General features: G+C 63.3%; 16 protein-coding genes. 11 read left to right on the top strand and 5 right to left on the bottom strand.

All coding sequences use genetic code 11. The features are described from left to right. The first annotated feature begins 9 nt into the window (after positions 1-9). On the top strand, positions 10-3084 hold the full coding sequence (locus tag KA354_17840) for a family 10 glycosylhydrolase (GenBank protein MBP7936505.1): 3075 nt from the start codon (positions 10-12) through the stop codon (positions 3082-3084). Between the two features lie 44 nt (positions 3085-3128). Here KA354_17840 and KA354_17845 read toward each other — a convergent pair whose 3' ends face one another. The 4 genes from KA354_17845 to KA354_17860 all read right to left on the bottom strand — a co-directional run bounded on the left by KA354_17845 (position 3129) and on the right by KA354_17860 (position 8423). Next, positions 3129-3653: a histidine phosphatase family protein gene (locus tag KA354_17845; GenBank protein ID MBP7936506.1), complete on the bottom strand. Its 525-nt coding sequence runs from the start codon at positions 3651-3653 to the stop codon at positions 3129-3131. A 74-nt stretch (positions 3654-3727) separates the two neighbouring features. Next, on the bottom strand, positions 3728-5833 hold the full coding sequence (gene ppk1 / locus KA354_17850; GenBank protein ID MBP7936507.1) for a polyphosphate kinase 1: 2106 nt from the start codon (positions 5831-5833) through the stop codon (positions 3728-3730). Further along, a complete protein-coding gene (locus KA354_17855; GenBank protein MBP7936508.1) occupies positions 5830-7425 on the bottom strand; it encodes an HD domain-containing protein in 1596 nt (531 codons plus the stop codon). The genes ppk1 and KA354_17855 overlap by 4 nt, the downstream gene beginning before the upstream one ends. Before the next feature lie 14 nt (positions 7426-7439). Beyond that, entirely contained in the window at positions 7440-8423 is a 984-nt protein-coding gene (locus KA354_17860; GenBank protein MBP7936509.1) for an ROK family protein, read from the bottom strand. Positions 8424-8698: 275 nt separating this feature from the next. On the opposite strand from KA354_17860, the gene KA354_17865 reads away from it, so the two are divergent. From KA354_17865 to rpsU, 6 genes are all read left to right on the top strand, one after another. Beyond that, on the top strand, positions 8699-9577 hold the full coding sequence (locus KA354_17865; protein ID MBP7936510.1) for a deoxyribonuclease IV: 879 nt from the start codon (positions 8699-8701) through the stop codon (positions 9575-9577). A 142-nt stretch (positions 9578-9719) separates the two neighbouring features. Beyond that, a complete protein-coding gene (locus KA354_17870) occupies positions 9720-10370 on the top strand; it encodes a hypothetical protein (GenBank protein ID MBP7936511.1) in 651 nt (216 codons plus the stop codon). 49 nt (positions 10371-10419) lie between these two features. Beyond that, on the top strand, positions 10420-11898 hold the full coding sequence (locus tag KA354_17875) for a hypothetical protein (GenBank protein MBP7936512.1): 1479 nt from the start codon (positions 10420-10422) through the stop codon (positions 11896-11898). A 76-nt stretch (positions 11899-11974) separates the two neighbouring features. Continuing rightward, entirely contained in the window at positions 11975-14467 is a 2493-nt protein-coding gene (locus KA354_17880; GenBank protein ID MBP7936513.1) for a hypothetical protein, read from the top strand. Positions 14468-14587: 120 nt separating this feature from the next. After that, the gene (locus KA354_17885; GenBank protein MBP7936514.1) at positions 14588-15934 is read left to right on the top strand and encodes an MFS transporter; all 1347 of its coding nucleotides are present in this window, start codon (positions 14588-14590) and stop codon (positions 15932-15934) included. A gap of 187 nt (positions 15935-16121) precedes the next feature. Next, a complete protein-coding gene (gene rpsU, locus KA354_17890; GenBank protein ID MBP7936515.1) occupies positions 16122-16325 on the top strand; it encodes a 30S ribosomal protein S21 in 204 nt (67 codons plus the stop codon). Positions 16326-16562: 237 nt separating this feature from the next. Here rpsU and KA354_17895 read toward each other — a convergent pair whose 3' ends face one another. Then, positions 16563-19088, bottom strand: a complete 2526-nt coding sequence (locus KA354_17895; protein ID MBP7936516.1) for a sodium-translocating pyrophosphatase — start codon at positions 19086-19088, stop codon at positions 16563-16565. A gap of 214 nt (positions 19089-19302) precedes the next feature. Between KA354_17895 and KA354_17900 the strand changes: the two genes are divergently transcribed. From KA354_17900 to KA354_17915, 4 genes are all read left to right on the top strand, one after another. Beyond that, positions 19303-19965: an O-methyltransferase gene (locus tag KA354_17900; protein ID MBP7936517.1), complete on the top strand. Its 663-nt coding sequence runs from the start codon at positions 19303-19305 to the stop codon at positions 19963-19965. Between the two features lie 81 nt (positions 19966-20046). Next, on the top strand, positions 20047-21792 hold the full coding sequence (locus KA354_17905) for a hypothetical protein (GenBank protein ID MBP7936518.1): 1746 nt from the start codon (positions 20047-20049) through the stop codon (positions 21790-21792). Between the two features lie 97 nt (positions 21793-21889). After that, the gene (locus KA354_17910) at positions 21890-23173 is read left to right on the top strand and encodes a glycosyltransferase family 2 protein (GenBank protein MBP7936519.1); all 1284 of its coding nucleotides are present in this window, start codon (positions 21890-21892) and stop codon (positions 23171-23173) included. Further along, positions 23163-23846 (top strand): class I SAM-dependent methyltransferase, encoded by a 684-nt coding sequence (locus tag KA354_17915; protein ID MBP7936520.1) that lies wholly within the window; start codon positions 23163-23165, stop codon positions 23844-23846. Before KA354_17910 ends, KA354_17915 begins: the two co-directional genes overlap by 11 nt. Positions 23847-23916: the final 70 nt, after the last annotated feature.

Below are 23916 nucleotides of genomic sequence, written 5' to 3' on the forward strand. Positions count from 1 at the left end.
GCTTAGAAGATGGCGTACCGCCTTGGAAGCACGACCGGACTGCACGTCGGGTTCGCTCTCGCTGCATTGGCCGTCGGCCTGCAGTCGCCACCGGCTCCGGCTGACGAATATCGGGCGTTCTGGGTCGATGCCTGGGGACCCGGCTTCCGCAGCCAGTCCGAGGTCGAAACCTTGCTTGGCAAGGTCGGCGATCCGGCCAACGTCGGGCGCATCCGCGAGGCCAACTGCAATGCGGTCATCGTCCAGGTCCGGCGTCGCGCGGACGTGTGCTATCCCTCGGCGGTCGGCGAGCCCTACATGTCCGACCTGTCCCCCTGGAATTTCAACGCCCTGCAGGCCATGATCGACGCTGCCCATGATACCACCGGCGGCAAGCAGCGTATCGAGGTCCACTGCTGGCTGGTCACCTTCGCGACCGGCAAATCCGGATCGGCCGGCGTGGTCTACCAGGCCCATTGCTCCACCCCGACGGGCAGCCTGATTACGCTCGATAACTACTGGCCGACACGCGACCAGAACGGGGCGGAGACCGATGACAAGGCTTTCGACCCTGGACACCCCCTGGTCCTGAAGTACACCACCGACGTCTGCATGGATATGGTCAACAACTTCAACGTTGACGGCGTACACTTCGATTACATCCGCTTCACCGGCAACAGCCAGGGGTACAACCCGACCAGTATCGCCCGCTACAACGCCCGCTACGGACTCACCGGGCAGCCGGCGTCCACCGATGAACGATTCAAGCAATGGCGCCGAGACCAGGTCACGGCCGTGGTTCGCAGGGTCTACGCCCATATCCAGCAATCCAAGCCGCAAGTCAGACTGTCAGGCGCGTTCGTCACCTGGAACCCTTCGCCCACCACATCCACACGGGAAGGCTTCAGGGCCACCCGGCCGTACTACGACGTCTACTCGGACTGGGACAGCTGGATCCAGGAGGGCATTGTGGATATGGCCGTCCCGATGACCTACTACAACTGGGGGGGCTCGCTGGCCGCCGACTACACTCGCTGGATGAACTTCGAGAAGGACCGCAAGGGCGACCGGCACATGGTCGTCGGGCCGGGAATCTACATGAACTCGCTGGACAACGCGATCTACGAACTGCAGATGACGCGGAATGCGTCGCCGGCAGGCAATCACGCTCACGGCTTCTGCGGCTACTCGTATCGAGCCCCTTTCACACTGGGCTCCTCCTACGGCCCCTGGACTGACTTCGCTCCGCGACTGCTCAGTGACGTGACACCGGTCAAGGCCGCCATTCCCGACATGCCGTGGAAGTCCAGCCCCACCAAAGCCCACCTCATGGGAACCGTCACCCTCGTCTCCAGCGGCGCCTGGGCGGACGGGGCAACAGTCGGCATTGCCGGCCCCGAAAGCCGGAGCATGGCCACCGACGGCACCGGCTTCTACGCCTTCATCGACCTCACCCCGGGAACGTATCAGCTCACCGCGAGCAAGGCAGGATACCCCGATCTGACCGCAACCGTAAGCGTGGCCCTGGGCGCGGTGACCGGCAACATGTACGAACAGGACTTCTCACTCGGGGGGAACATTCCACCGGTGATCAGCGAAGTCAATGTGACCGCTCTCACCGACCACACGGCGTCGATCACCTGGACGACGGACACGCCGGGAACTTCCCAAGTCGAGTACGGCACGACGACCAGCTATGGCGCTCAGACGCCGCTCGATGCAACCAGAGTCACCCGCCATGCTGTCACCCTGGCGGCTCTGGAGCCCAACACCCGCTATCATTTCAGGGTCATGTCAGCCAACGACTATGGCCCTTCGACGTCCGCGGACTTCACCCTGGCTACCGACGGTCCACCAGAGATCTCGGACATCAAAGCCGCCAGTGTGGCCGCGACCGAGGCGGTGATCACTTGGACCACCAACGCCGCGAGCACCAGCCAGGTCCGCTACGGGCTGACCGGCGACTATGGGAGCCAATCCTTGCTGGACCCGACCAGGCTCACCAGCCACTTCGTGACGTTGACCGGCTTGACGCCCTTAACCGCCTATCATTACCAGGTCGTCTCGACCAATGACTACGGGTCAAGACAGTCGGCCGATCTTACCTTCGCCACGCCCGAAATGCCCACGGAATACTTGATCGACAATACCGATTCCGGCTGGGCCAATACCTCGCCCTCCGGAAACTGGACGGTAGGCGTCGCCGCGGCCGTGCCGCGCATCGGAGTCAACTACTTGTATACCTCGGGCGTGGGAAACACCGATGAATGGGCCGCCACCCGCAAGTGTACCTGGACGCCCAACCTGGCCCTCAAAGGCTACTACGACGTGTATGTCTACTACCAGATCGGAAGCAACCGCTCGAACTCGGCGCCCTACCAGGTTCATCACCAGGCCGGAACACTCACCAGCGTCCAGAATCAGAACTCGAGCTCTCCGAACCAAAGCGGCTGGTTCCTGATCGGCCAGGACCTGCTCTTCCTGGCAGGGACTTCCGGCTACGTCGAGCTGGGCAACAACACCGCGGATACCAGATACGTCAGCGCGGACGCCGCCAAATTCGTCTTCAAGAGCCCCTTCGACGTGACCCCGCCGAGCACCCCCGTGGTCACCGACGAGGGAGCTTGCACGCTTTCAACCTCGGTCCTGAGCGTCACCTGGACCACCGCCGACGCGGAGTCCGCCATCGCCAGGAGCGAATACCGCATTGTTCAGCTGGCCGGACCGACGGTCCGCGATTGGACCGACGTCGGCACCCAGACCCAGGTGACCGCAACCGACCTTACCCTGCTTCCGGGCCGAAGTTATCGTGTCCAGGTTCGAGCCACCAACGATGTCGGCCTGGCCAGCGAGATCGGAGCATCCGACGGCATTGTGGTGTTCGGCTTCGACGTGGACGGCAACACCCTGGTCAACGCGAGCGACATGAACACCTTCCAGCAGTGCCTCGCCGGACCGGAGATCCCTTACCCCTCGACCGCAGCCCCGGACTGCGGCCGGTTCGACACCGACAGCGACAACGACGTCGACATGAGCGACTTCGCCGTCTTTCAGCGCTGCCTGACCGGCCCCGACCCGATCGACCCGAATTGCGTGAAGCCGTAGACAACGCCCGACTGACCGCGGCAGCGGAATCCGCGAATTCACCGTCAGGCGGAGTCGCTGCTCGCCGCCCACGGGGGCCGGTCAATGCGCTGCGGGCGCCACAGCGAAACGAGCGTGCCCCTGGTCTCCACCGACAGGTCACCCCAAGATCGAATGTCCAGATCGATGCGAGCCACGGCGCAAGTAGCCATGCGCGAGCGGCCGTTGCTCAACAAATCCACCAGATCCTCCAGGCACGGATTGTGACCCACCAGCAGCACCCGTTGACGTTCGTCGGCCAACTTCTGCAAGCACGAAATGCAGTCCTCCGGAGCGGCATCATAGAGTTCGCTCAGAACGTCAACCTCACCCGTATAGCCGCAGGCTTCCGTCACCCGGGCGGTCGTCTTGCGAGCCCGTTTGGCCGACGAACTCAACACGAAATCCGGGACCAGCCCGCACTCCAGCAGATACTGGCCAGCCATCGGCGCCTCGCGTTTCCCCCGCTTGTTCAGGGGACGATCGTGATCCGGCAGCTCCTCGTCGTCCCAGCTTGACTTCGCATGCCGAAGCAGCAACAGTGTCTTCATCCAAGCCTCCCGTCGCCGCGGTCAGCGGCTCGTCCTGAACAGTCGTCCATCTTCCCCCTCCGTCGGCCGCCGGGTCAGATGCCTTCGCCCCCGGGCCGATACGGCTCAAACGTCGTCTGCCGGTGCTGCTCCGCCTGCCGGGCGATCTTCCGCACTTCCCTGAAAAGACTCTCCTGGCAGCGGACCGCCCGGCCACCCTTGTGACGCGGCAGTTGATAGCTGCCGTCGGACGCCAGATGCCGACCCTTGACCGTGTCTTTGAAACATGTCTCCATGATGTCCACCAGCCGCGCCTTGCAGGCCGGATCCTCGATCGGCACCAGGAGTTCGACCCTGCGGTCCAGGTTCCGCGGCATCCAATCCGCGCTCGAGATGAACACCAGCTCGTCACCCCCGTTGTAGAAGTAAAACAGCCGGCTGTGCTCCAGATAACGATCCACAATGCTGATCACGCTGATGTTCTCGCTCAATCCGGGAACACCCGGCCGCAGGCAGCAGATCCCCCGGACATTCAGTCGGATCTTGACCCCCGCCCTCGACGCGGCATACAGCACTTCAATCAACGCAGGGTCAACCAGCGAGTTCATCTTGGCCATGATCCGGGCCCGGCCACCCTGGCGCTTCCGCTCCGTCTCCACCTCGATCAGCTCGATCAGTCTCTCCCGCAACCCCAGCGGCGCCATCTCGATCTTGCGGAACTTCTGGGGCTGTGAGTAGCCGGTAATGGTATTGAAGAAGCTGGTGGCATCCGAGACCAGCTCCTCATGGGTGGTCATGAAGGAGGCGTCGGTGTATTGGCGGGCGGTGATCTCGTTGTAGTTGCCGGTGCCGAAGTGGACGTAACGCTGAACTCCGTGCGGCTCGCGACGAATGACGATGCAGACCTTGGCATGAGTCTTGAGTCCCTTGACGCCGTAGATGACCTGCACCCCGGCCTGCTCCAGCTCGCGAGCCCACTCGATGTTCCGGGCCTCGTCAAACCGAGCCTTCAATTCGACCAGAGCGGTCACATGCTTGCCCCGCTCGGCGGCCCGGGCCAGGGCTGCGACGATCGGGCTCTTGCGGCTGGTGCGATACAGGATCTGCTTGATGGCGAGCACGTCGGGATCATCGGCCGCCTCCTCGACCAGCCACACGACCGGGTCAAAACTGTCAAACGGATGATAGAGCAGGACATCGCGCCGGCTCAGAATGTCGAAGATGCTGAACTTCAGGTCGACGTCCGGCGAGGGATGCGCCGGCCAAGGCTCGTATTTGAGATCCTCGAAACCCTGCAGCTCGGTCAGCCGCATGTAGGCTGCCAGATCCGGCGGCCCTGCGACCGCATAGACGTCCCGCGACGACACGTCCAGCGACCGCTGCAGAAACTCCAGCACCCCAAGGCTGGCCTGCTGCGAGATTTCCAGTCGAACACAGTCGCTTTGTTTGCGCTGATCGAGAATCTCCTCCATTTCCTCCAGAAGATCGAACGCCAGATCCTCTCGCACACTCAGGTCCGCGTTGCGGTTGATTCGGAACGGCACAACTTCCAGCACGTGCTCGCCGGGAAAGAAGCGCTGAATGAAAAGAGTGCAGACGTCCTCCAGCAGAATGTACTCATACCGCCCAATGGCCGGCAGGGTGACGTGCCGCTGAAGGGCCCGGCCGAACGGAATCACGGCGTAGCGGGCCTCACGCTCGCCCGCCCCCGGATCCACCCGAACGCAGAGCGTCAGCATGCGATCGGTCAGCAGCGGAAACTCCCGATCCCCGCCCACGGCCATCGGCGTCAGAACGGAGAAAACCTCACTCTCGAAAACCTGCTCCACGGCCTTCAGCTGCCGGTCGGAGAGTTCGCCCGGCCGCCTTCGCATCACCCCCCCCTGGGCCAGGGCCGGTTCAATGTCGTCGAGATAGCAGCTGTATTGCCCCTCAACCATGCGGCGGGCACGCCGGCTGACCGCCTCGAGCTGCTCCTCGGGGCTCATCCCCGCCGGATCCGTCTTCTGGCTGCCTTGACGTACGAGTTGCTGCAACCCTCCGACCCGCACCATGAAGAACTCGTCGAGGTTGGATGCGGTGATGGCCAGAAACTTGATCCGCTCCAGCAGAGGGATGGCCCGGTCTCGGGCCTCGTCAAGCACCCGCTCATTGAACTCCAGCCAGCTCAACTCCCGGTTGATGTAGGTCCGCGGTTTCATGATCTCGCTCGACGCAGCAGTACCTGCATGCCGTAGGTCTCCTCGAACATCGGCCCTTTCTGGTCGAGGGCCAATTGCTCGAGGGAAAGATCCTCGGTGTTGGGAATCGCAATCACCAGCCGGCCATCCTCCCGGCTGCACCTCAACTCCGTGACTCGCTGACTCCGCGAGCAGTCCAGGGCGTCGGCAACCCGCAGCAGAGCCGCCATCTTCGCAACCACGATCCGACGGGTACGATCCAACGTCGCATACCCCTCGTGCGTCGGTTTGGGCGAGGCCCGCCGCGCATACCGGGCAACCAGGGCAACCAGCCGCACGTCCATCTTGCTCAGTCCGAACAGATCACTGTTCATGATCACGTACATCGAGTGCTTGTGATGGCTGGCCGGGTTGACAAAAGCCCCAATCTCGTGCAACAGGGCCGCGAGATAGAGAAGCAGCTCGTAACGCGGATCGAGCTGGTGCTCGCCCTGCAGGGCGTAAAACAGCCGCCGGCACAGCTCGCCCACGTGACGGGCGTGAGCCTCATTGACCTGATACTTGCGCGCCAGATCTATCGCCGAGCGGATGATCTGGTTGTTGAACTCCTCGGTCCATACGCCTCGCGTGGCCATCTGGTGCAGCAACCCGTCGCGCAGGTTGACCGGGGCGACCAGGACCTCCCGGAGATCAAAAGCCCGGGCCATCTCCACGTAGGTCAGCAAGGCCGGAGCCAGTGTCTCGGCCTCCGGAAACGTCAGATGATACTCCTGAACGATTCGCCCCGGCGTCAGGTCAAGAAGGTCGTCGGTGAGGCTCTCCAGCGCGGCCAGAGATAAGCGATTGATGCCGTCCGGGTCCCAGCGATCCAGCAGCCGCGAAGCCGCAAAACGAACATCACCACCAAGAGCAATCATCTCGATCGCCACGCTCCGCGACACGTGCTGAATGACCTCCTCTACCGTGATGCGGATCTGGCTCACCATGATCTGCCGGGTCTTCACCGTCGGAGCACGATACGTGTTCAGCATCTCCCGGAGCCGGATCGCTCCCAGCCGGTAGGTGCGGGAGAACGCCACGTTGTCGCCCTGGACAACGAGCAGCTCGGTGCTGCCGCCGCCAACCTCGATCACCATGGCCCGGGCCCCGGCCAGCTCCGGCTCCGCCTTCAGGAGCGGCTGGATCCCCAGGTAGGTGATCCGGTTCACCTCCGCTTCATCCAGCGGCTCAACCTGAAGCCCGGTCGCGATGGCAATGCGGTCCACGAACGCCAGTGAATTCGCCGCCTCGCGAACGGCGCTCGTCGCAACGACACGGATCCGGTTCTCCTCACTAACCCCGTATTCCTTGAGCAGACGCTGGTAGCTGCGCAACACCGCCACGCAATCCTCAATGGTGCTCTTGCGCAAATGCCCGCGAGTGAACGTGTCCTTCCCCAGATCCACTTCCCGCGACACCGACTCGAGGATCCGGATCCCTCCCGCCGGACCGATCTCCGCGACAGCCATACGCACAGAACCCGCCCCAATGTCGATAACCGCCACCGGCGTCGTCCCGGCGACCTTCTCGCCCGGAACCGTCGCGGTCGCTTTGTCAGGCACATTCGACTTCATGACAGCGGCCACCATCACTTGACGACCGATTCCCGAGCCCAGGCGGCAGCGCCCATGGCCGCAGCATCGTCACCGAGTTGGGCCGGAACCACCTTGAACGATTTGGCAAAGGCCGGCAGAACACGCTTTCGGGCAGCGCGACCCACGCCATCCACGAACAACTCCGGCATGGCCTCCACCAGACCGCCGCCGAGGATAACCGTGTCCGGAGCCAGCAGGTTCACTACGCCCGCCAGGACAACGCCGATCGACCGGGCCGCCTGCCGGACAATCTCCTCAATCGCCTGATCACCTTCCTTGATCGCCTCGGCCAGCGTCGCGCTGCGAATCTCGGCCAGGTCTGCGCCGGCCTTGGCCTGGAGGTGCGGGGCCTCGCCTCGGCATACCGCTTGGGCGGCAGCGCCGGCGATGGCCAGCCGACTCGCGTGAGCCTCCAGGCAACCTCGCTGCCCGCAACCGCACAGGCTTCCGTCGGGAAACAGCGGTACGTGGCCGATCTCCATGCACGAGCCCGTCTTGCCGCGCAGAATCTTGCCTTCGTACACACACCCGCCACCAATGCCAGTGCCCGGGAAAACCCCAATCACACAGCGCCCCGATCGTCCCGCCCCAAAACGGTACTCACCGTAGATTCCGGCATCCACGTCGTTCAGAATCACCGCCGGACAACCGAACTCCTTCTCCAGCATCGCCTTGATGGGCACGTCCTTCCAGCCAAGGTTGGGTGTGTCGAGAATGATCCCCTGATCCAGATCCAGCGGGCCCGGGCAACCGATACCGATCCCCCCCAGGCGATCGCGGGCAATGTGGGCTTCGTCGAGCATGGTCTGAATGACCTGCACCATCCGCCTGAAAACGGCATCCGTTCCCTCCTGCCCTTTGGTCTTCTTCCGGTTGCGCCCCAGCATCTGGAACTCGGAGTCAAAGACCGTGGCCAGCATCTTCGTGGCCCCCAGGTCGAATCCCACCCAGTACGTCTCGTCCGGTTTGGCTGCCATGATGAAGCAAGGATAGCAGACTCGCCGCCCGAACACCACCCGGCGCTTGACCACGAGGAGCAGGTTGCAGTCCCCGTCAACCACGCGGATAATGAAGTCCGGATGGCAGCGCGCAACCGGATCATCGCGACGTTCCACCCGTGGGAAATCGACCGGCCCGCGAACCATGGCCTTCATGCCGCCGACCAGGCCGCTTGACGCCAGCCGATCGGGGAACGCAAGCCTTGGCCAGCAAACGACTCCTGCCCGATGGCCAGCAACGCTTCGGCGCCCACATGTCGATCGCCGGCGGGCTGCACCAGGCGCTCGTACTCGGCCGCAAGACCGGCTGCAACTGCATTCAGATCTTCGTCAAGAACCAGCGGCAGTGGCACGCGCCACCGCTGACTCAAGATCAGGTCCAAGCCTGGCAGAGAGCCCTGGCGGAATCGGACATCCGGCCGGTGATCGCCCACAGCACCTACCTGATCAACCTCGCCAGCCCCTACGACCAACTCTGGCAACGCAGCATCAACGCTTTCACCGACGAACTCGAACGATGTGAACGACTCGGTATCACCGCCCTGGTCATCCACCCCGGGGCCCACCTCGGCCAGGGAGTCGACCGGGGCATTGCCCGAGTCGCCCAGGCCCTCAATGCCATCCACGCCCGCACCAGGGGTTTCACCGTCAAGACCACCCTGGAAACCACCGCCGGGCAGGGCTCGTGCCTGGGCAGCCGGCTCAACCAGCTGGCGGCCATAATTGAACAAACCCGGGAGCCCGACCGAATTCGCGTCTGCGTGGACACCTGTCACATCTTCGCTGCAGGATACGACCTCAGCTCCGCGCAAGGCTACGCGGCAACGATGGCCGATCTCACCCACCATATCGGCCTTGGTCGAATCGTCGCGTTCCACCTCAACGATTCGCTGAGCCCGATTGGCTGCCACAAAGATCGCCACGAACACATCGGCCGCGGGCACCTGGGCCGCAGTGCATTCCGACACCTGCTGAACGACCCCCGATTCCTGGGCCGCCCTATGATCCTGGAAACACCCAAAGGACAGGATTCCCGCGGCCGCGACCTGGACCGCGTCAACCTCGCCACCCTCCGGCGGCTGGTCGTCTCCGTCAAAACCCGCCCCACCGGCGCCGGCAAACCCCATGCATGAACGCCCGGCAGCAGCCCGCCCTATCGACAAGTGACCACCCGCGGTTAGAATCACCGGATATGGCGGTGCGTCCGAGCCCTCGGATTCACCTCCACGAAGTGCCACCTAACGTATCGGATCATTCGCTGCCGGAGGTGCGACCATGAGCGACACGAATCGTGATCCCGTAACGCCTCCCCCGCCTCCGCCCCTGCCTCCATATTCCACCACCCCCCCAGTCTGCGCAGCGATGCCCTACGCGACAAGAACGCAGGAGTCAAACTGGCCCAAGGTGATCGGCATCATCGCTGTCGTCTTCGCCATCTTCGGAATCGTGGGAGGCGTTTGCGGCCTGGTGTCCTGGCTCGGAATGTCAGCCATGCAAGTCAGCATGCCGTCTTCCGGGCAAGTGGTGAAGGCCAACCTGCCGGTCATCACCGAGATGGGCAAGTGGCGGGCGTACACCTTGGTGGCCGGCGCGGTCAGCTTCATCCTCCAGATTGTCTTGCTGGTCAGCGCGATCCATCTCATGAAACGCCGGCGATGGACCATCCCAGTCCTCCGGATCTGGGCCTGTTTGTACATCTTCTTCTCCCTCATCGGGACGACAATCAGCTACCACATGCAGAAGGAACTCTACCAGCAGCTGGCGTCCGGCGGAGGGCCCCAGGGATCATTCCCCATGGCCGCCCCTCAGGCATTGATCGGCCTGGGAATGCTGTTCGGCATCCTCTGGGCTTGCGCCCTGCCGGTTTTCGTACTCATCTGGTTCTCGCGGCAGAAAATCAAGGCCGAGACGGCCACATGGGTCTGACCACGATCATCAGCCCTGCCAGGGACACCCTGTTGGACAGGTTCACGCCATGAAGTGCAAGAGGTGCGGATACCGACTCTGGCAGCTTCCTACCCGTCGATGCCCGGAATGCGGTGCCGACTTCCGGCCCAGCAACTACGAGTTTGTCCCCAACAGCGTTGAGTTCTCCTGCCCCCACTGCCGGCAACCCTATTACGGCACCGGCCCCAAAGGCCATCTCGAGCCCATCGCATTCAACTGCGTGACCTGCGGCCGACCGGTCACCATGGACGAGATGATCCTCAGCCCGGCGCCCGGCACGAGCGAAACACAGACCGAGGTCTTCCGCCTGCCGTGGCTGGACCGCAAGGAACGCGGTTGGCTCCGCGCCTGGTTGGCCACCGCACGCAGCGCCATGCTCAGCCCTGCCCAGATGATGAAGGGCGTGCCCGTCGAGAGTTCAGGGTGGGAGGCATTTGGCTTCGCGTTCCTCAATACCTTGCCCCCGATGATCATCGCGGTGCTGCCCATCGCCGCAGTCATGCTCGTCATGACCCTGGCCACTCCACGCTCCGCCGTTCCCATCTTCGTCCCTGTCATCGTGGCCGTCGAATTCGCGGTCATTGGAGTCGTATGCCTCGTGGCAACGGCGGTATGGGCAGTGACTACCCACCTCCTGCTGCGACTCACCGGCCAGACCGCCGGTCCGCTCCTGCGAACCCAGCAGGCCATCTACTACAGTTCCGGCGCCAACCTCATCAGCGCCATCCCTTGCCTGGGCTACTACGTGGGCTGGATCTGGTGGATCGTGAGCGCCATACTCGCGGTGAAGGAAGGCCAACGCGTACACGGCGGACGAGCTGTGTTCGCCGTGCTCGGACCGCTGGTAGGCTGCGCCCTGTTGTTCGCCGGTTCTGCCGCCGCCTTGATCGCACTGGCCAAAACGGGCACCTCCTTGCCACTGCCAACCGTCACGCCTCTCACTCAGGCCGACACGAGTAAGGTGACTCAGGCCGTCATCCGTTACATGGGGCGACATAACGGCCGCAGACCCGATCACGCCATCCTCCTCGTCACTCAGGGCGATCTCCTGGTTTCGGATTTCATCAACTGCGACTCCGCAACCACCCTCGGCAACATCCCCCTGGCCGGTACCAACCTCGACTACTTCAACTTCGCCAGACCCAACGAGCGAATCCAACTCGCCAAGAGAGCGGTCGCCGACCTGCCCATGGGAACTGTCGCCCACCGGTTGGGCGACTTTGTCTTTACCTGCACAGGCGTGAATCTACCCATTTCCGACAATCGGCTGTGGGTCGTGGTGCAAATCGTCGATCCGGTCGCCAACGCCGGCCAGCCCCCGCCATCCCACCTAATCTGCGGCATGACAGATGGCACCACGAAGACGACGCCGGTAGCCGACTTCCTGGCCGACCTGAAGACACAGAACAGTGTCCGGGCGGAGCATGGCCTGCCCCCGCTACCCGACCTGCGAACGATCACCCACAGCCAACCCGCCACCTCCGCACCGGCGGAAGCCTCAGAGTAACTGGACACCACGACCATATACGCCATACTGGTGTCCGAGTCCTGTTCGCTGACACTTGCCACGGGGAGGCTTTGCCTTGACCTGCTCCACCATGATGCGAAACATGCTGCTCGCCTCACTCGTCCTCCTCACTGCCAGCCGACATGCCGTTCGCGCCGACGACTGGCACCACGAGCTGGCGACGCCGCGCCCGGAGTTCAGCCAGATGCCCTTCTGGTTCTGGAACGACCAGCTGGACGAGAAGGAAATCAAGCGACAAATGGCCGATTTCCGCGAGCACGGCGTCTACGGCTTCATCATCCACGCCCGCATGGGACTGTCCAAGGATATCCCCTACATGGGCGAACGCTGGCTTCAACTCGTCCGCGCCGCCGTCGAGGAGGCCAAACGCACCAACATGCGTGTGTGCCTCTACGACGAAGGCATGTACCCCTCAGGCTCCGCCCATGGCGAAGTCGTTCGCTCAAACCCAGCCTTCGCGGCCAAGGGCCTGACGATGACCATGCAGGACGTCACCGGGCCAACCGATCTGCCCCGTCCGGCCCCCAGGAACGGCACCCTCGTCGCGACGCTCATCGCCAAGCCAACGCCCGATTCGAAGGCCAAAACCGTGGAACCGACCAGCCTGCAACTTGTCGACCCGGCCGCCACCTCGATCAAGGTCCCCGAAGGTCCGTGGCGCGTCATGACTTTCGCCTGCGTGCCCTCCAAGGGGCGCATCCGCGGAGTCCACGAAGACGAAGAAGACTCCGCTCCAACCGCTCCGCCAGCCGCCAACCTGCTCGATCCCGCCGCCATGCGGGCCTTCATCCGCTTCGCCTACGAGCCCTATGACCGAGTCCTCGAGGAGCATTTCGGCAAGACCGTGATCGCCATGTTCACCGATGAACCCAACATGCTCGGCCGCCGATCGACACCCGGCCTACAGCCCTGGACCGACGGCATCGAGCGCGACTACCAGAGACAGCACGGCGACTCCCTGCTGCCCCTGCTGCCCGCCCTGTTCCTCGACATCGGCCCGAAGACCGCCACCGTCCGAGCCGGCTTTCGTCAGACCCTTGCGAGAAAACTCAACGATAGCTACTACCGCCAACTCTCCGAGTGGTGCGACGGCCACAAAATCGCCCTCACCGGCCACCCCGCCGGGCCAACCGAGATCGATCCCCTCCGCTACTTCCAGATCCCCGGCCAGGACATCGTCTGGCGCGGTCTCCTTCCCGAAAAGAACCTCGCTCTCCAGGGCACCAACAGCGCCATCGCCAAATGCACCAGCAGCGTCGCCCGCCACGACGGCCGGCGACTCAACGCCAACGAGGTCTACGGCGCATTCGGCTGGCAGCTCACCATGGAGGAAATGAAATGGCTGGCCGACTGGCTCATGGTCCGCGGCGTGAACACCCTCTACCCACATGCCTTCTATTACTCCATCCGCGGCGACCGCTTCAACGAACGCCCGCCGGACGTCGGCCCGAACAACGCCTGGTGGCCGCACTACCGGCTCTTTGCCGACTACACGTCGCGACTCTGCGGGCTTCTGGCCGACAGCCGCCAGGTCTGCCACGTCGCTGTCCTCTGCAGGAACAACGAGCTGCCCTGGCGCGCCGCCGAGCACCTCTACCAGAACCAGATCGACTTCAACTACCTTGAAGAACGGCGTCTGACCGAACAGGCCACCATCGACCACCGCAGTCTCGCCGTCGGACCGATGCGCTACACCCTGCTCATCGTAGATCAGGACCAGCCCCTGGCGAAGCCCATACAAGGCAGAATCGACGAGCTCAAACAGGCAGGCCTGAGCGTCAGCTCCTGCACCGGCGGGGTGGGACCGAAACTCGTGCACGACGCCCCCCGCGACCTCACCGCCGATCCGGCCGCACCGGATCTGCGCTGCACCCACCTCCGCAAACACGATCTCGACTTCTACCTACTGGTCAACGAGGGCGACCGGCCCATCGAAACCGACTTGACCGTGCCGATCCGGGGAAAGGCCGAGTGGTTCGACGCGTGGGAGAGCACGTTCCGCCTGGCAACCGTCCACAAGGCAGACCACACCACCATGACCATCGCCCTGCAGCTCGAGCGAAGATCCAGCCTCGTCCTGTGCATCGACCGGGGACAGCCGCGCACGGAGGCCCCCACCACGCCGCGCCCCGCCGCCCAGCCGCCAACCACAATCCAGCTCCCCGGCCCCTGGCAACTCTCCGACACCAAGGGCACACCCTTCGACGGCACGCTCGGCAACTGGCTCCAGAACCCTGACACGACCGGACTCGCCGGAACCGTGCTCTACCGGACCTCCTTCAACCTGAGAAAAGTGGATGTGCTGGCCTATCGTCTCCATCTGGGTGCCGTCGGCGATTTCGCCGCGGCTCGCCTCAACGGCCAGGCTCTGCCGCCACGGTTCTGGGCCCCCTACCGATGGGACGTCACCCAGGCACTGAACGACGGCCGGAACGAGCTCACCGTCGAGGTTACCAACTCGCTGATCAATCGGTATGATCCCAAGCAACTCCGGCCGTCAGGGCTGATCGGCCCGGTCGAGCTGCAGGCAGTTCGCTCCACCGACTGAGCAGGCAATTCCTCCTGCAGAACCTCAGGGCCAAACCGGTCCAGCGGAGGGCCAATGGCTGAATTCTGACCGCCGCTCGCCATTGACGAGTCCCCGGCTTTCACCGATGCTCGCTGCCCTATGCACCAGGAAGACGCTACCGGCGGCCACGATCCCTACACCGCCCTTCGTGGTCGCGATTTCCGCTTGTTCCTGTCCGGAAATGTGCTTGCCAACCTGGGCATGCAGATGCAGAACGCGGCCGTCGGATGGGAAATCTACGACCGGACCGGCCAGCCGTGGGCACTCGGAGCCGTCGGACTGGCTGAATTCCTCCCCGTCGTTGCCTTCACCCTGATTGCCGGCCAGGCAGCGGACCGCTTCAACCGGCGACTGGTGGCCGCCGTCGGACTCACGGTCATGGCCGCCGGTTCACTCGGCCTGGCCGCCGTCTCCTTGTCCCGCGGACCCATCCTCCTTGTATACGCCCTGCTCATCCTCGTCGGTGCCGCCCGAGCCTTCACCACCCCCGCCAAGGCCGCCCTCATGCCTCAGATCGTCCCCCGGGAACGATTCAGCAACGCCGTAACCTGGAACAGCGGCGGCTTCCAGGTCGCCTCCATTGCCGGCCCGGCGCTGGGCGGATGGCTCATCTACCTCTTGGGTAAGGCAGCCATGGTCTACATGCTCGTCGCCCTCGCCGACCTCGTCTTCGTCGTCCTCCTGAGCCTCCTCTGCTATCGGCCGACACCACCACCCAACGAACCGGTCACCTTGCGCTCACTCTTCGCCGGAGTGGGCTTCCTGTGGAACAGCCCCGTGGTGCTCGGCGCAATGACCCTGGACATGTTCGCCGTGCTCCTGGGCGGAGCCACCACCCTGCTTCCAATCTACGCCAAGGATATTCTGCACGTCGGCCCCGACGGCTTTGGCTGGCTGCGGGCCTCGCCGGCACTGGGAGCCCTGGCGATGGCGTTCCTCCTGGCACACCGACCACCGATGCGAAAGGCCGGACGAGCCATGCTCTGGGCCGTGGCCGGCTTCGGCGTGGCCACCATCGCGTTCGGCTTGTCCCGATGGTTCTGGCTCTCCATGACCATGCTCGCCCTGACCGGAGCACTGGACACCATCAGCGTCGTCGTGCGTCACACCCTCATCCAGTTGCTCACCCCCGACTCGATGCGCGGCCGCGTCTCCGCAGTCAATTCCATGTTCATCGGCGCCTCCAACGAATTGGGCGGCGCCGAGTCCGGCTTCGTCGCGGCCCTCTTCACCCCGACCATTTCCGTGGTCGCCGGCGGAATCGGGACCATCCTCGTCGTGATCACCGTGGCCGTGACCTGGCCCCAGCTTCGCCGCTACGGGCGGCTAGGCAGCGATGAGCCGGCACCGGCGTTTCCCATCCCCAAACCGCCCCGAGAACCGGCCAGCCCGCAGTCCGACCAGCAACGTGAGCACGACGCCGCCCTGCGCAAGACTGCCGAGTGATGCAAGTCACAGGCAGCCATGAGGTTGCGATTCGACGTCCCGGATGATGCATCGCCGGGGGGCAGCGGACAGCGGGGGCCAGCGGGGTGTTTACATCCCGCCCGCTGGCCGATATACTAACCTCCTCAGTCCACGGATCGCCGTAAGGTCTGGACAAGACTTGTTCTGCGAAAGGACGCTCGTTGGCATGATCAAGGTGAAGGCTCGGGGCAACGAATCGCTGGATCAGATGCTTCGCCGCTTCAAGAAGATGTGCGAGAAGGAAGGCCTGACCAAGGAAATCAAGCGGACCAGCTACTACGAGAAGCCCAGCGAACGTCGCCGCCGCCGCATGCGCAAGTCTGCCAAACGCGAGTTTCGACCCGGGATGGGCCCCGGTCCGAAGCGCTGACTGTTCGCCGACCGGCGTCGTTCAGAAACTCATCCAGAGCCGTGCCGTCTCTGCGGCCCGGCTCTCTTGATGCGCCACAACCCACATTCCCGCGAGGGGAATACGTTCGGCCGGGCCGGGCGACCCACCTGCATGCCCGGGCCAACAGGAAATCGAAAGCCGCCGGGCCGGACGACCAACCCAGCGGCTTTCGTTGTTCCAGCCGACCGAGAGGCTCGATCGGTGTCTCAAGTCACCTTACCTGACGTCAGCCTTGTCCTCGGGAATCCGCATCCCGTAGAACGACCGGGCCACGAAGATCATCGCGATCAACACCAGCACGCCGCCGATGTAGTACGAGGCCATCGATTCCGGCGCGGCCTTCTTCATCGTCACGGCGATTTCGACCGCCAGCACACCGAATAGCGTGGTGAACTTGATCACCGGGTTCAGCGAGACCGACGACGTGTCCTTGAACGGATCACCCACCGTATCACCCACCACCGACGCCTCGTGCAGCGGGGTGTTCTTCATTCGCAGGTCCACTTCCACGATCTTCTTGGCGTTGTCCCACGCGCCGCCGGCGTTGGCCATGAACAGGGCCTGGTATAACCCGAAAAACGCGATGCTGACCAGGTAACCGATGAACAGGTACTGATTGATGAACGGCAGACCGAGCGACATGCAGAACAGCACGACGAAGATGTTGGACATGCCCTTCTGAGCGTAGAGCGTGCAGATCCGCACGACCTCCTTGCTGTCCTTGATCGAGGCGGTCGCTGCGTCGAGCTTGATGTTCTCCTTGATGTAGACCACCGCCCGGTAGGCGCCGGTGACCACCGCCTGGCAGGACGCACCCGTGAACCAGTAAATGATCGCGCCGCCGGCCAGCAACCCGAGAACGATCTCCGGCTGCACCAGGCTCAACGCTTCCACTACCGGCTTGAACACGCCACCCGGCGTCTTCTTGTACATGTCTTCCAGAAGCATGATGATGCCGAAGATCATCGTCGTGGCACCGACGACCGCCGTGCCGATCAGCACCGGCTTGGCAGTCGCCTTGAAGGTGTTGCCCGCCCCGTCATTCTTCTCCAGGAAGTGCTTGGCGTTCTCGAAGTCCGGCTCAAACCCGAAAGTCTTCTTGATGTCGTTCTTGATGTCCGGCTGGGCCTCGATCCGGCTCAGTTCATAGACCGACTGGGCGTTGTCCGACACCGGACCAAAACAGTCCACCGCAATCGTCACCGGGCCCATGCCCAGGAAACCGAACGCCACCAGGCCGAAGGCAAAGATCGGAGCCGCGAAAGGGAACTCCTTCGGCATCAGGTCTTGCACCGCAGCCTGCTGCGAAAGGATCGCGGCAATGGCCATCAGAGCCAGCATCAGGATGCCCTGCCAGTATGCCGAGAAGTTGCCGGCCACAAAACCGGATAGGATGTTCAGCGAAGCCCCACCCTGCCGTGACGAGGTCACGACCTCCTTGACATGCCGCGAGTGCGTGCTCGTGAAAACCTTCGTGAACTCGGGAATCAACGCCCCCGCGATCGTGCCACAGCTGATGATCGTGGCCAGAATCCACCACAACGAGCCGAACGACGAGCTTGGCGGCAAGAGAATGAAGCTGGCCAGGTAGGTCGCCGCGATCGAGATGATCGAGGTGATCCAGACCAGGTGAGTCAGAGGCTTCTCCGGATCAAATTCAATCTTGCCGGCAAACGCCGACTTGGTGTAAGCGTCGTTCACGAAGTAGGAGACCAGCGAGGTGATAATCATCAGGATACGCATGGCGAAAATCCAAATGACCAGCTGACCGCACAGCATCGCCTGCCTGGCAGCATGAGCCGCAATCGCAGGATCCGCGCTGCCCATGTCCGTGGCCACCGGACCGAAGATCGCCAGAGCCAGGAAGGCAATCAAGGCCACGCCGGTGACGCCGTAGGTCTCGAAACCGTCGGCCGTCGGCCCGACGCTGTCGCCCGCATTGTCCCCCGTGCAGTCCGCGACCACGCCCGGGTTTTTCGGATCGTCCTCCGGCAGGTGAAATACGATCTTCATCAGGTCGGAGCCGATGTCCGCAATCTTGGTGAAGATACCGCCGGCCACACGGAGAGCGGACGCACCCAGCGACTCGCCAATGGCGAAACCAATGAAGCACGGCCCGACGACCTCCTTCGGAAGGAAGCCCAGGATGAGGATCATGAAAAACAACTCAACGCTGACCAGCAAGAGGCCCACACTCATGCCCGACTTCATCGGGATGAGCAGCGCTTCCAGCGGCGTGCCCCTCAGCGACGCAAACGCCGAACGGGAGTTGGCCTTGGTGTTGATGCGGATGCCAAACCAGGCCACACCATACGAGCCAAGGATACCCAGAATCGAGCAACTGATGATCCAGAGGAACTCGGCCGCCGGCTTGGCCTGGAGCTTGATGAAGTAGTAGTACATGCAGATGAAAATCACGACCCAGAGGATCACCAGGAATTTGCCCTGCTGAATCAGGTAGGTCTTGCAGGTCTCCCAGATGGTCTCGGAGACATTCACCATGCAGGAGTGTGCAGGCAGACCCCTGATCTGGAAGTACTGGATCAAGGCGAAGATCAAACCAATCACACACACCACCAGACCAAGCTTCAGGAGGGTCATCCCCTGAAGCCCCCCAAAGGCGTCAAACTGGATCGTGTTGAGGTCCGGCAACTGGATGTCGGCCTCGCCGGCCATGACCGGTACCCCTGCGAAGGCCAGAACGACTGCCGCCCCTGCAAGCAGCCACTCCGTCCTCCCCATTAGACTTTTACCTGACATACACTTTCTCCATATACGATGAAATACGCGATGTCCCTCGGGTAGCGGCCCGAAGGAAGTCCAACCACACTCGATCAGGTTGCAGGAAAACAGCAAACCTGGCCCCCAACCCGGGTTTGGACGATACTGCACAACCACACAAAACGCAAGTGCCCGAGTTCGGTGTACTTGCCTGTCCCAAAAAGGAGAAACGAGCATGACCATTGCGAGACAGACCATAGGCTTGATCTGCCTGGCCGCCTTGGCCACCGCAGCCCTCAGCTGGGCGGCCGCCACCTCCGGTTCACCCGGCGGGCGCGAAGCCGAGAAGAAGACCCTGGCCGTCCTGGAACAAATCTGGGAACACGAACGTGACGGCATGCTCAACGCACCCCCGGAGGACGGCCGCCTACTCAGACTTCTGGCCGAAAGCATGGGCGCAAAGAATGTGGTCGAAATCGGTACGTCCAATGGCTACTCTGCCATCTGGTTGGGCCTGGCCCTGCGAACCACCGGCGGGAGACTGACCACCTTCGAGATCGACCCCAGGAAAGTCGAACTGGCCCGCAAGAACTTCGTTCGCGCCGGCCTCGATTCCATCATCACCGCCGTCGAAGGCGATGCCCACAAGAAGATCACCGAGCTGAGAGGACCGCTCGACCTCGTGTTCATCGATGCCGAGAAAGACGGCTACGTCGACTACCTGAACAAGACGCTGCCTCTGGTGCGCCCGGGCGGACTCATCCTCGCCCACAATACGACCGACTGCAAAAAGGCCCTTGAGGAGTACGTCAGACAGGTCACCACCAACCCCGATCTCGAGACCATCTTCCTCCACGAACAGAACCGTGGAATCGCCGTCACCCTGAAGAAACGCTGACCGAAACGCCGATGCCTACGTCATCCGGCCGGGAGCACCGAGACTCCGGATGAGCCGGCAGAACAGGCGCGGAAGACAGCCATGGCCGACCACCCAACCATCGCTAAACCCGAAAGACACTCTGCCTTTGGCGGGACCAGCCAGCCCCAATACAAACCGTGGATCGTGTTCTTCTGGTTGGCGGCCATCACCCTTGCAGGCCTCCAGGAATGGTCCTCACGCCACACCGTCTCGCAAGACGCTGTCTCCTACATCGAAGTGGCTGAGGCCTACGCCCGAGGCGATTGGAACAACGCCCTCAACGCCTACTGGAGCCCCATGTACTGCTGGATCCTGGCCGTGAGCCGATTCCTCTGGCCACCCTCGCCCTATTGGGAGGCGACCGCTCTCCATATGACCAACATCCCCATCCACCTCTTCACCCTGGCTTCCTTTCATTTCTTCTGGAAGCGCCTGACGCAATTCCGCCACCGGCCCGACGCGGCCGATCTCGACCAGGACTGCACCACACCCTCACTCCCACTGTGGACCATACTCGGCTACACACTGTTCCTGTGGTCCTCGTTCGCCTTCAGCCGGGCAACCGGGGCCGACACCCTGGTCACCGGTTTCGTTCTGCTTTCGGCTGGCCTCTTGCTGCGGATCCAGTCCGGCCGCGACGCATGGGGAAGCTATGTCCTCCTCGGCATCGTGCTTGGACTGGGTTACCTCGCCAAGGCCATCTTGCTCCCCGTCGGCCTGGTCTGCCTGGCAGTTGCCCTCTTCTGTTCACCCAGAGCTCGTAAACGAATCCCCCATCTCCTGGCCGCAGGCATCGCTATGGCCTTGGTCGCCGCCCCGTTTGTGGCCGCGCTCTCCTCGAAGATGGGCCGATTCACCACCGGAGAAACAGGCCGCTTGAACTACGCTTGGCTGGCCGGCAAGCCGACAACCCAAACTCAACCCCCCACCACGCAAGAGGCTCCCTATTTCCCGCGGCGAGTCCTCGATCTGCCCACCGTCGAGGAGTTCGCAACCCCCGTGGCCGGCACGTACCCGATGTGGTACGACCCCGCCCACTGGAACCGGCATCTCCGCGTTCATCTCGATCGCTGGCGACAGTGGACGCTCCTGCTGCAGAACCTGGGCATCTACTACGAGATCCTCTTTGTCCAGCAGGCCGGAATCCTCGCCACCCTTCTTGTTCTCCTTCTCCTGGCGGCGAATCGCGGTCGCCGCCTGCGCGACATCGCCTCAGCCTACCCAATTCTCATACCCGCTATAACTCCTCTTGGCCTCTATGCCCTGCTCTCGGTGGAGCCTCGCTTCCTCGGTGGCTCCATGATCCTGATCTGGTCCGCCCTGCTCTGCGCGGTCCGACTGCCGGCTGGAACACCCTACGAGCGACTCCTCCACGCTGCCGGGCTCGTGCTGATCCTGGTAATGGCAGTCCCCATCGCCCAGGCCGAGCTACACCCTGCCCAGCGAGCGCTCAAGGACATCCGTGCCCGCCGCGACACCGCCCCCCACCCCCAGTGGTATGTCGCTCAAGCCCTGCAAGAACAAGGTCTCAGGCCCGGTGACCGCGTGGCAATCCTCGGAAGCATCAACCCGTACTGGGCCCGCCTCGCGGGTGCACGAGTCATCGCCAGGATTCCCGATGCCCACGCCCAACTCTTCCTGGCCGCCAATGACAAAACCAGGGCCGAAGTCCAGGCCGCCCTGGCCGGAATCCAGGTCCGGGCCTTGGTGGCACGTTCCGGTCCCCTGGTCGACCCCGCCCTCGAGACCGGCCCCTGGCGGCGGTTGGCCCACACCGACCATTACGTCTTCCCGATCCCGAAGTGACCGCATATCTCAAGCCTCCCCCCGGCAGGTCCGATACATCGGATGCACCGGCGAGAGTTCGCCTTGCGCACAGAATACGCCCGGGAGACCGTACCCGATGCCGATGACATTCACCCCCCCGCAACCAGCCTGCACCTGCAACGAGGCTCGGTCAACCCCGATCGAAAACCGGATCACCTTGACCATCGTCCTCCCGGCACTCAACGAGGAAGAAGCCATCGGCCGGACCCTCGAACGCTGCCTCGCCGCCCGGGAAACCATCATCGCCGGAGGCAAGGTGACCGACGTGCAGCTCGTGGTGGTCAGCGACGGGTCAACAGATCGAACCGCGGCCATCGCTCGTGGTTATCCGGATGTGCTGGTCATCGAATTCGAGAAGAACCGCGGCTACGGGGCCGCAATCAAGGAAGGCTGGCGACAGGCGGGAGGCGATCTGCTCGCCTTTCTCGATGCCGACGGAACCTGCGACCCGGCCTACTTCCTGCCAATGTGCAACGTCGCCCTGGATGAGCAGGTGGATATCGTGCTCGGCTGCCGTATGGGCGCGGACTCCAAGATGCCCCTCGTTCGCCGCGCCGGCAACAGGATCTTCGCCTCCATACTCGGCCTGCTCTCCCGGCGGCGCGTCGACGACACTGCCAGCGGGATGCGCGTGATCCGGGCCGATTCATTGCCCAGGTTGCTGCCCCTGCCCAACGGACTCGACTTCACCCCCTCGATGAGCGCACGGGCACTCATGGACACGGAACTGCGAATCCGTGAAATCCCCATGAAATACGAGGAACGCATCGGCCGCTCCAAACTGAAGGTCTTCCAAGATGGCCTCCGCTTCACCCGCGAAATCCTCTCTGCAGCCGTGTACGTCCGGACTTCCCGGGTCACCCTCCCCATCGTGGGCGTTCTCGCCCTCATCGCCGCCTCTCTGAGCCTCTTCCCCGTGCGCCACTACCTGGCCAACGGTACACTCCCCGAATGGCTGATCTACCGCTTCCTGACGATTCTGTTGCTCGGCCTGGCAGGCGTCACCCTCCTGTGCGCGACCGTCGTGGCCGAACACGTCATCGCCCTGTCCCAGCTTCGCTACGACCGCTTCCTCGACAAGGCCCATCTATGGTGGGGGCGCCGGGCGCTCCGTGTCTACTGGAAACTGGGGCTGATCGCGGTCGCCCTGGCCATAATCCTGGTCTGGCCCGGAATCGTCTCCTATGCCAGGACCGGGGAAATCGCCCCAACCACGCTTCATTGGTCGCGCGTGGTCGTCGCGGCGTTCTTCGTGCTGGCATTCTGCCAGATGGCCGCGACGGCCTGCCTCCTCCGGATCATCCCGGCCATGCATGATCGTCAGCGGCTGCTCATGTCGGACTCAGACCATGGGGTTTGACCAATACGCGCTGAACTACGAGGCCGAGTTGTGTCGCGGCCTGCGCTGGTCCGGCCAGCAACCCGATTGGTTCGCCGAACGGCGTGTGGCGTGCGTGCGCCAACACTGTCACGAATCGGGACTGGCCCCACGGCAAGTCCTCGAATTCGGTTGCGGCGTCGGCATTCACGTCCCCTTCCTGCGGGCGGCATTCCCGGAAAGCCAGATCATCGGCCTCGACATCTCCCGGGAGTCGCTTGCGGTCGCAGCCCGCCGCCACGGCAGCCACCACGTCTGCTTCTCGACACCTGAGGAGTTCAGCCAGCGACACACCGCCGACCTCGCCTATGTCAACGGCGTATTTCACCATATCGCCCCGGCCGAACACCGCCATTGGCTCCACCGCATCCGTGACTACATGGCTCCCGGGGCTCTCCTCGCCATGTTCGACAACAACCCGTTCAGCCTCCCGGCCCGATGGGTGATGCACTCAATCCCCTTTGACCAAAACGCGATCATGGTGAACCCCCATCGCTTCGCTCGACTGATGCGGGCCACCGGCTTCGGCCGCCCGCGACTGCGGTTCCACTTCCTGTTCCCGCGTGCATTGAGCTGCCTGCACGGCATCGAGTCGTTGGTCGCCCGCTTGCCTCTCGCGGCTCAGTTCAGTCTCCTCGCCTGCCGGAAAGAGTGACGCGGCCCCGGCACATCGCCAGCCCGGCCCGCCGAGCGGGTAAATCCACCGTCGATCCTCCACCGCCCGG

This window comes from Phycisphaerae bacterium, from assembly GCA_018003015.1.
In the GTDB taxonomy this organism is placed as follows: Bacteria; Planctomycetota; Phycisphaerae; order UBA1845; family PWPN01; genus JAGNEZ01.

Coding starts and splice junctions, on each gene's coding strand:
- KA354_17840 (MBP7936505.1), top strand. CDS start 10: ATGGCGTACCGCCTTGGAAGCACGACCGGACTGCACGTCGGGTTCGCT.
- KA354_17845 (MBP7936506.1), bottom strand. CDS start 3,653: ATGAAGACACTGTTGCTGCTTCGGCATGCGAAGTCAAGCTGGGACGAC.
- ppk1 (MBP7936507.1), bottom strand. CDS start 5,833: ATGAAACCGCGGACCTACATCAACCGGGAGTTGAGCTGGCTGGAGTTC.
- KA354_17855 (MBP7936508.1), bottom strand. CDS start 7,425: ATGAAGTCGAATGTGCCTGACAAAGCGACCGCGACGGTTCCGGGCGAG.
- KA354_17860 (MBP7936509.1), bottom strand. CDS start 8,423: ATGGCAGCCAAACCGGACGAGACGTACTGGGTGGGATTCGACCTGGGG.
- KA354_17865 (MBP7936510.1), top strand. CDS start 8,699: ATGTCGATCGCCGGCGGGCTGCACCAGGCGCTCGTACTCGGCCGCAAG.
- KA354_17870 (MBP7936511.1), top strand. CDS start 9,720: ATGAGCGACACGAATCGTGATCCCGTAACGCCTCCCCCGCCTCCGCCC.
- KA354_17875 (MBP7936512.1), top strand. CDS start 10,420: ATGAAGTGCAAGAGGTGCGGATACCGACTCTGGCAGCTTCCTACCCGT.
- KA354_17885 (MBP7936514.1), top strand. CDS start 14,588: ATGCACCAGGAAGACGCTACCGGCGGCCACGATCCCTACACCGCCCTT.
- rpsU (MBP7936515.1), top strand. CDS start 16,122: ATGATCAAGGTGAAGGCTCGGGGCAACGAATCGCTGGATCAGATGCTT.
- KA354_17895 (MBP7936516.1), bottom strand. CDS start 19,088: ATGGGGAGGACGGAGTGGCTGCTTGCAGGGGCGGCAGTCGTTCTGGCC.
- KA354_17900 (MBP7936517.1), top strand. CDS start 19,303: ATGACCATTGCGAGACAGACCATAGGCTTGATCTGCCTGGCCGCCTTG.
- KA354_17905 (MBP7936518.1), top strand. CDS start 20,047: ATGGCCGACCACCCAACCATCGCTAAACCCGAAAGACACTCTGCCTTT.
- KA354_17910 (MBP7936519.1), top strand. CDS start 21,890: ATGCCGATGACATTCACCCCCCCGCAACCAGCCTGCACCTGCAACGAG.
- KA354_17915 (MBP7936520.1), top strand. CDS start 23,163: ATGGGGTTTGACCAATACGCGCTGAACTACGAGGCCGAGTTGTGTCGC.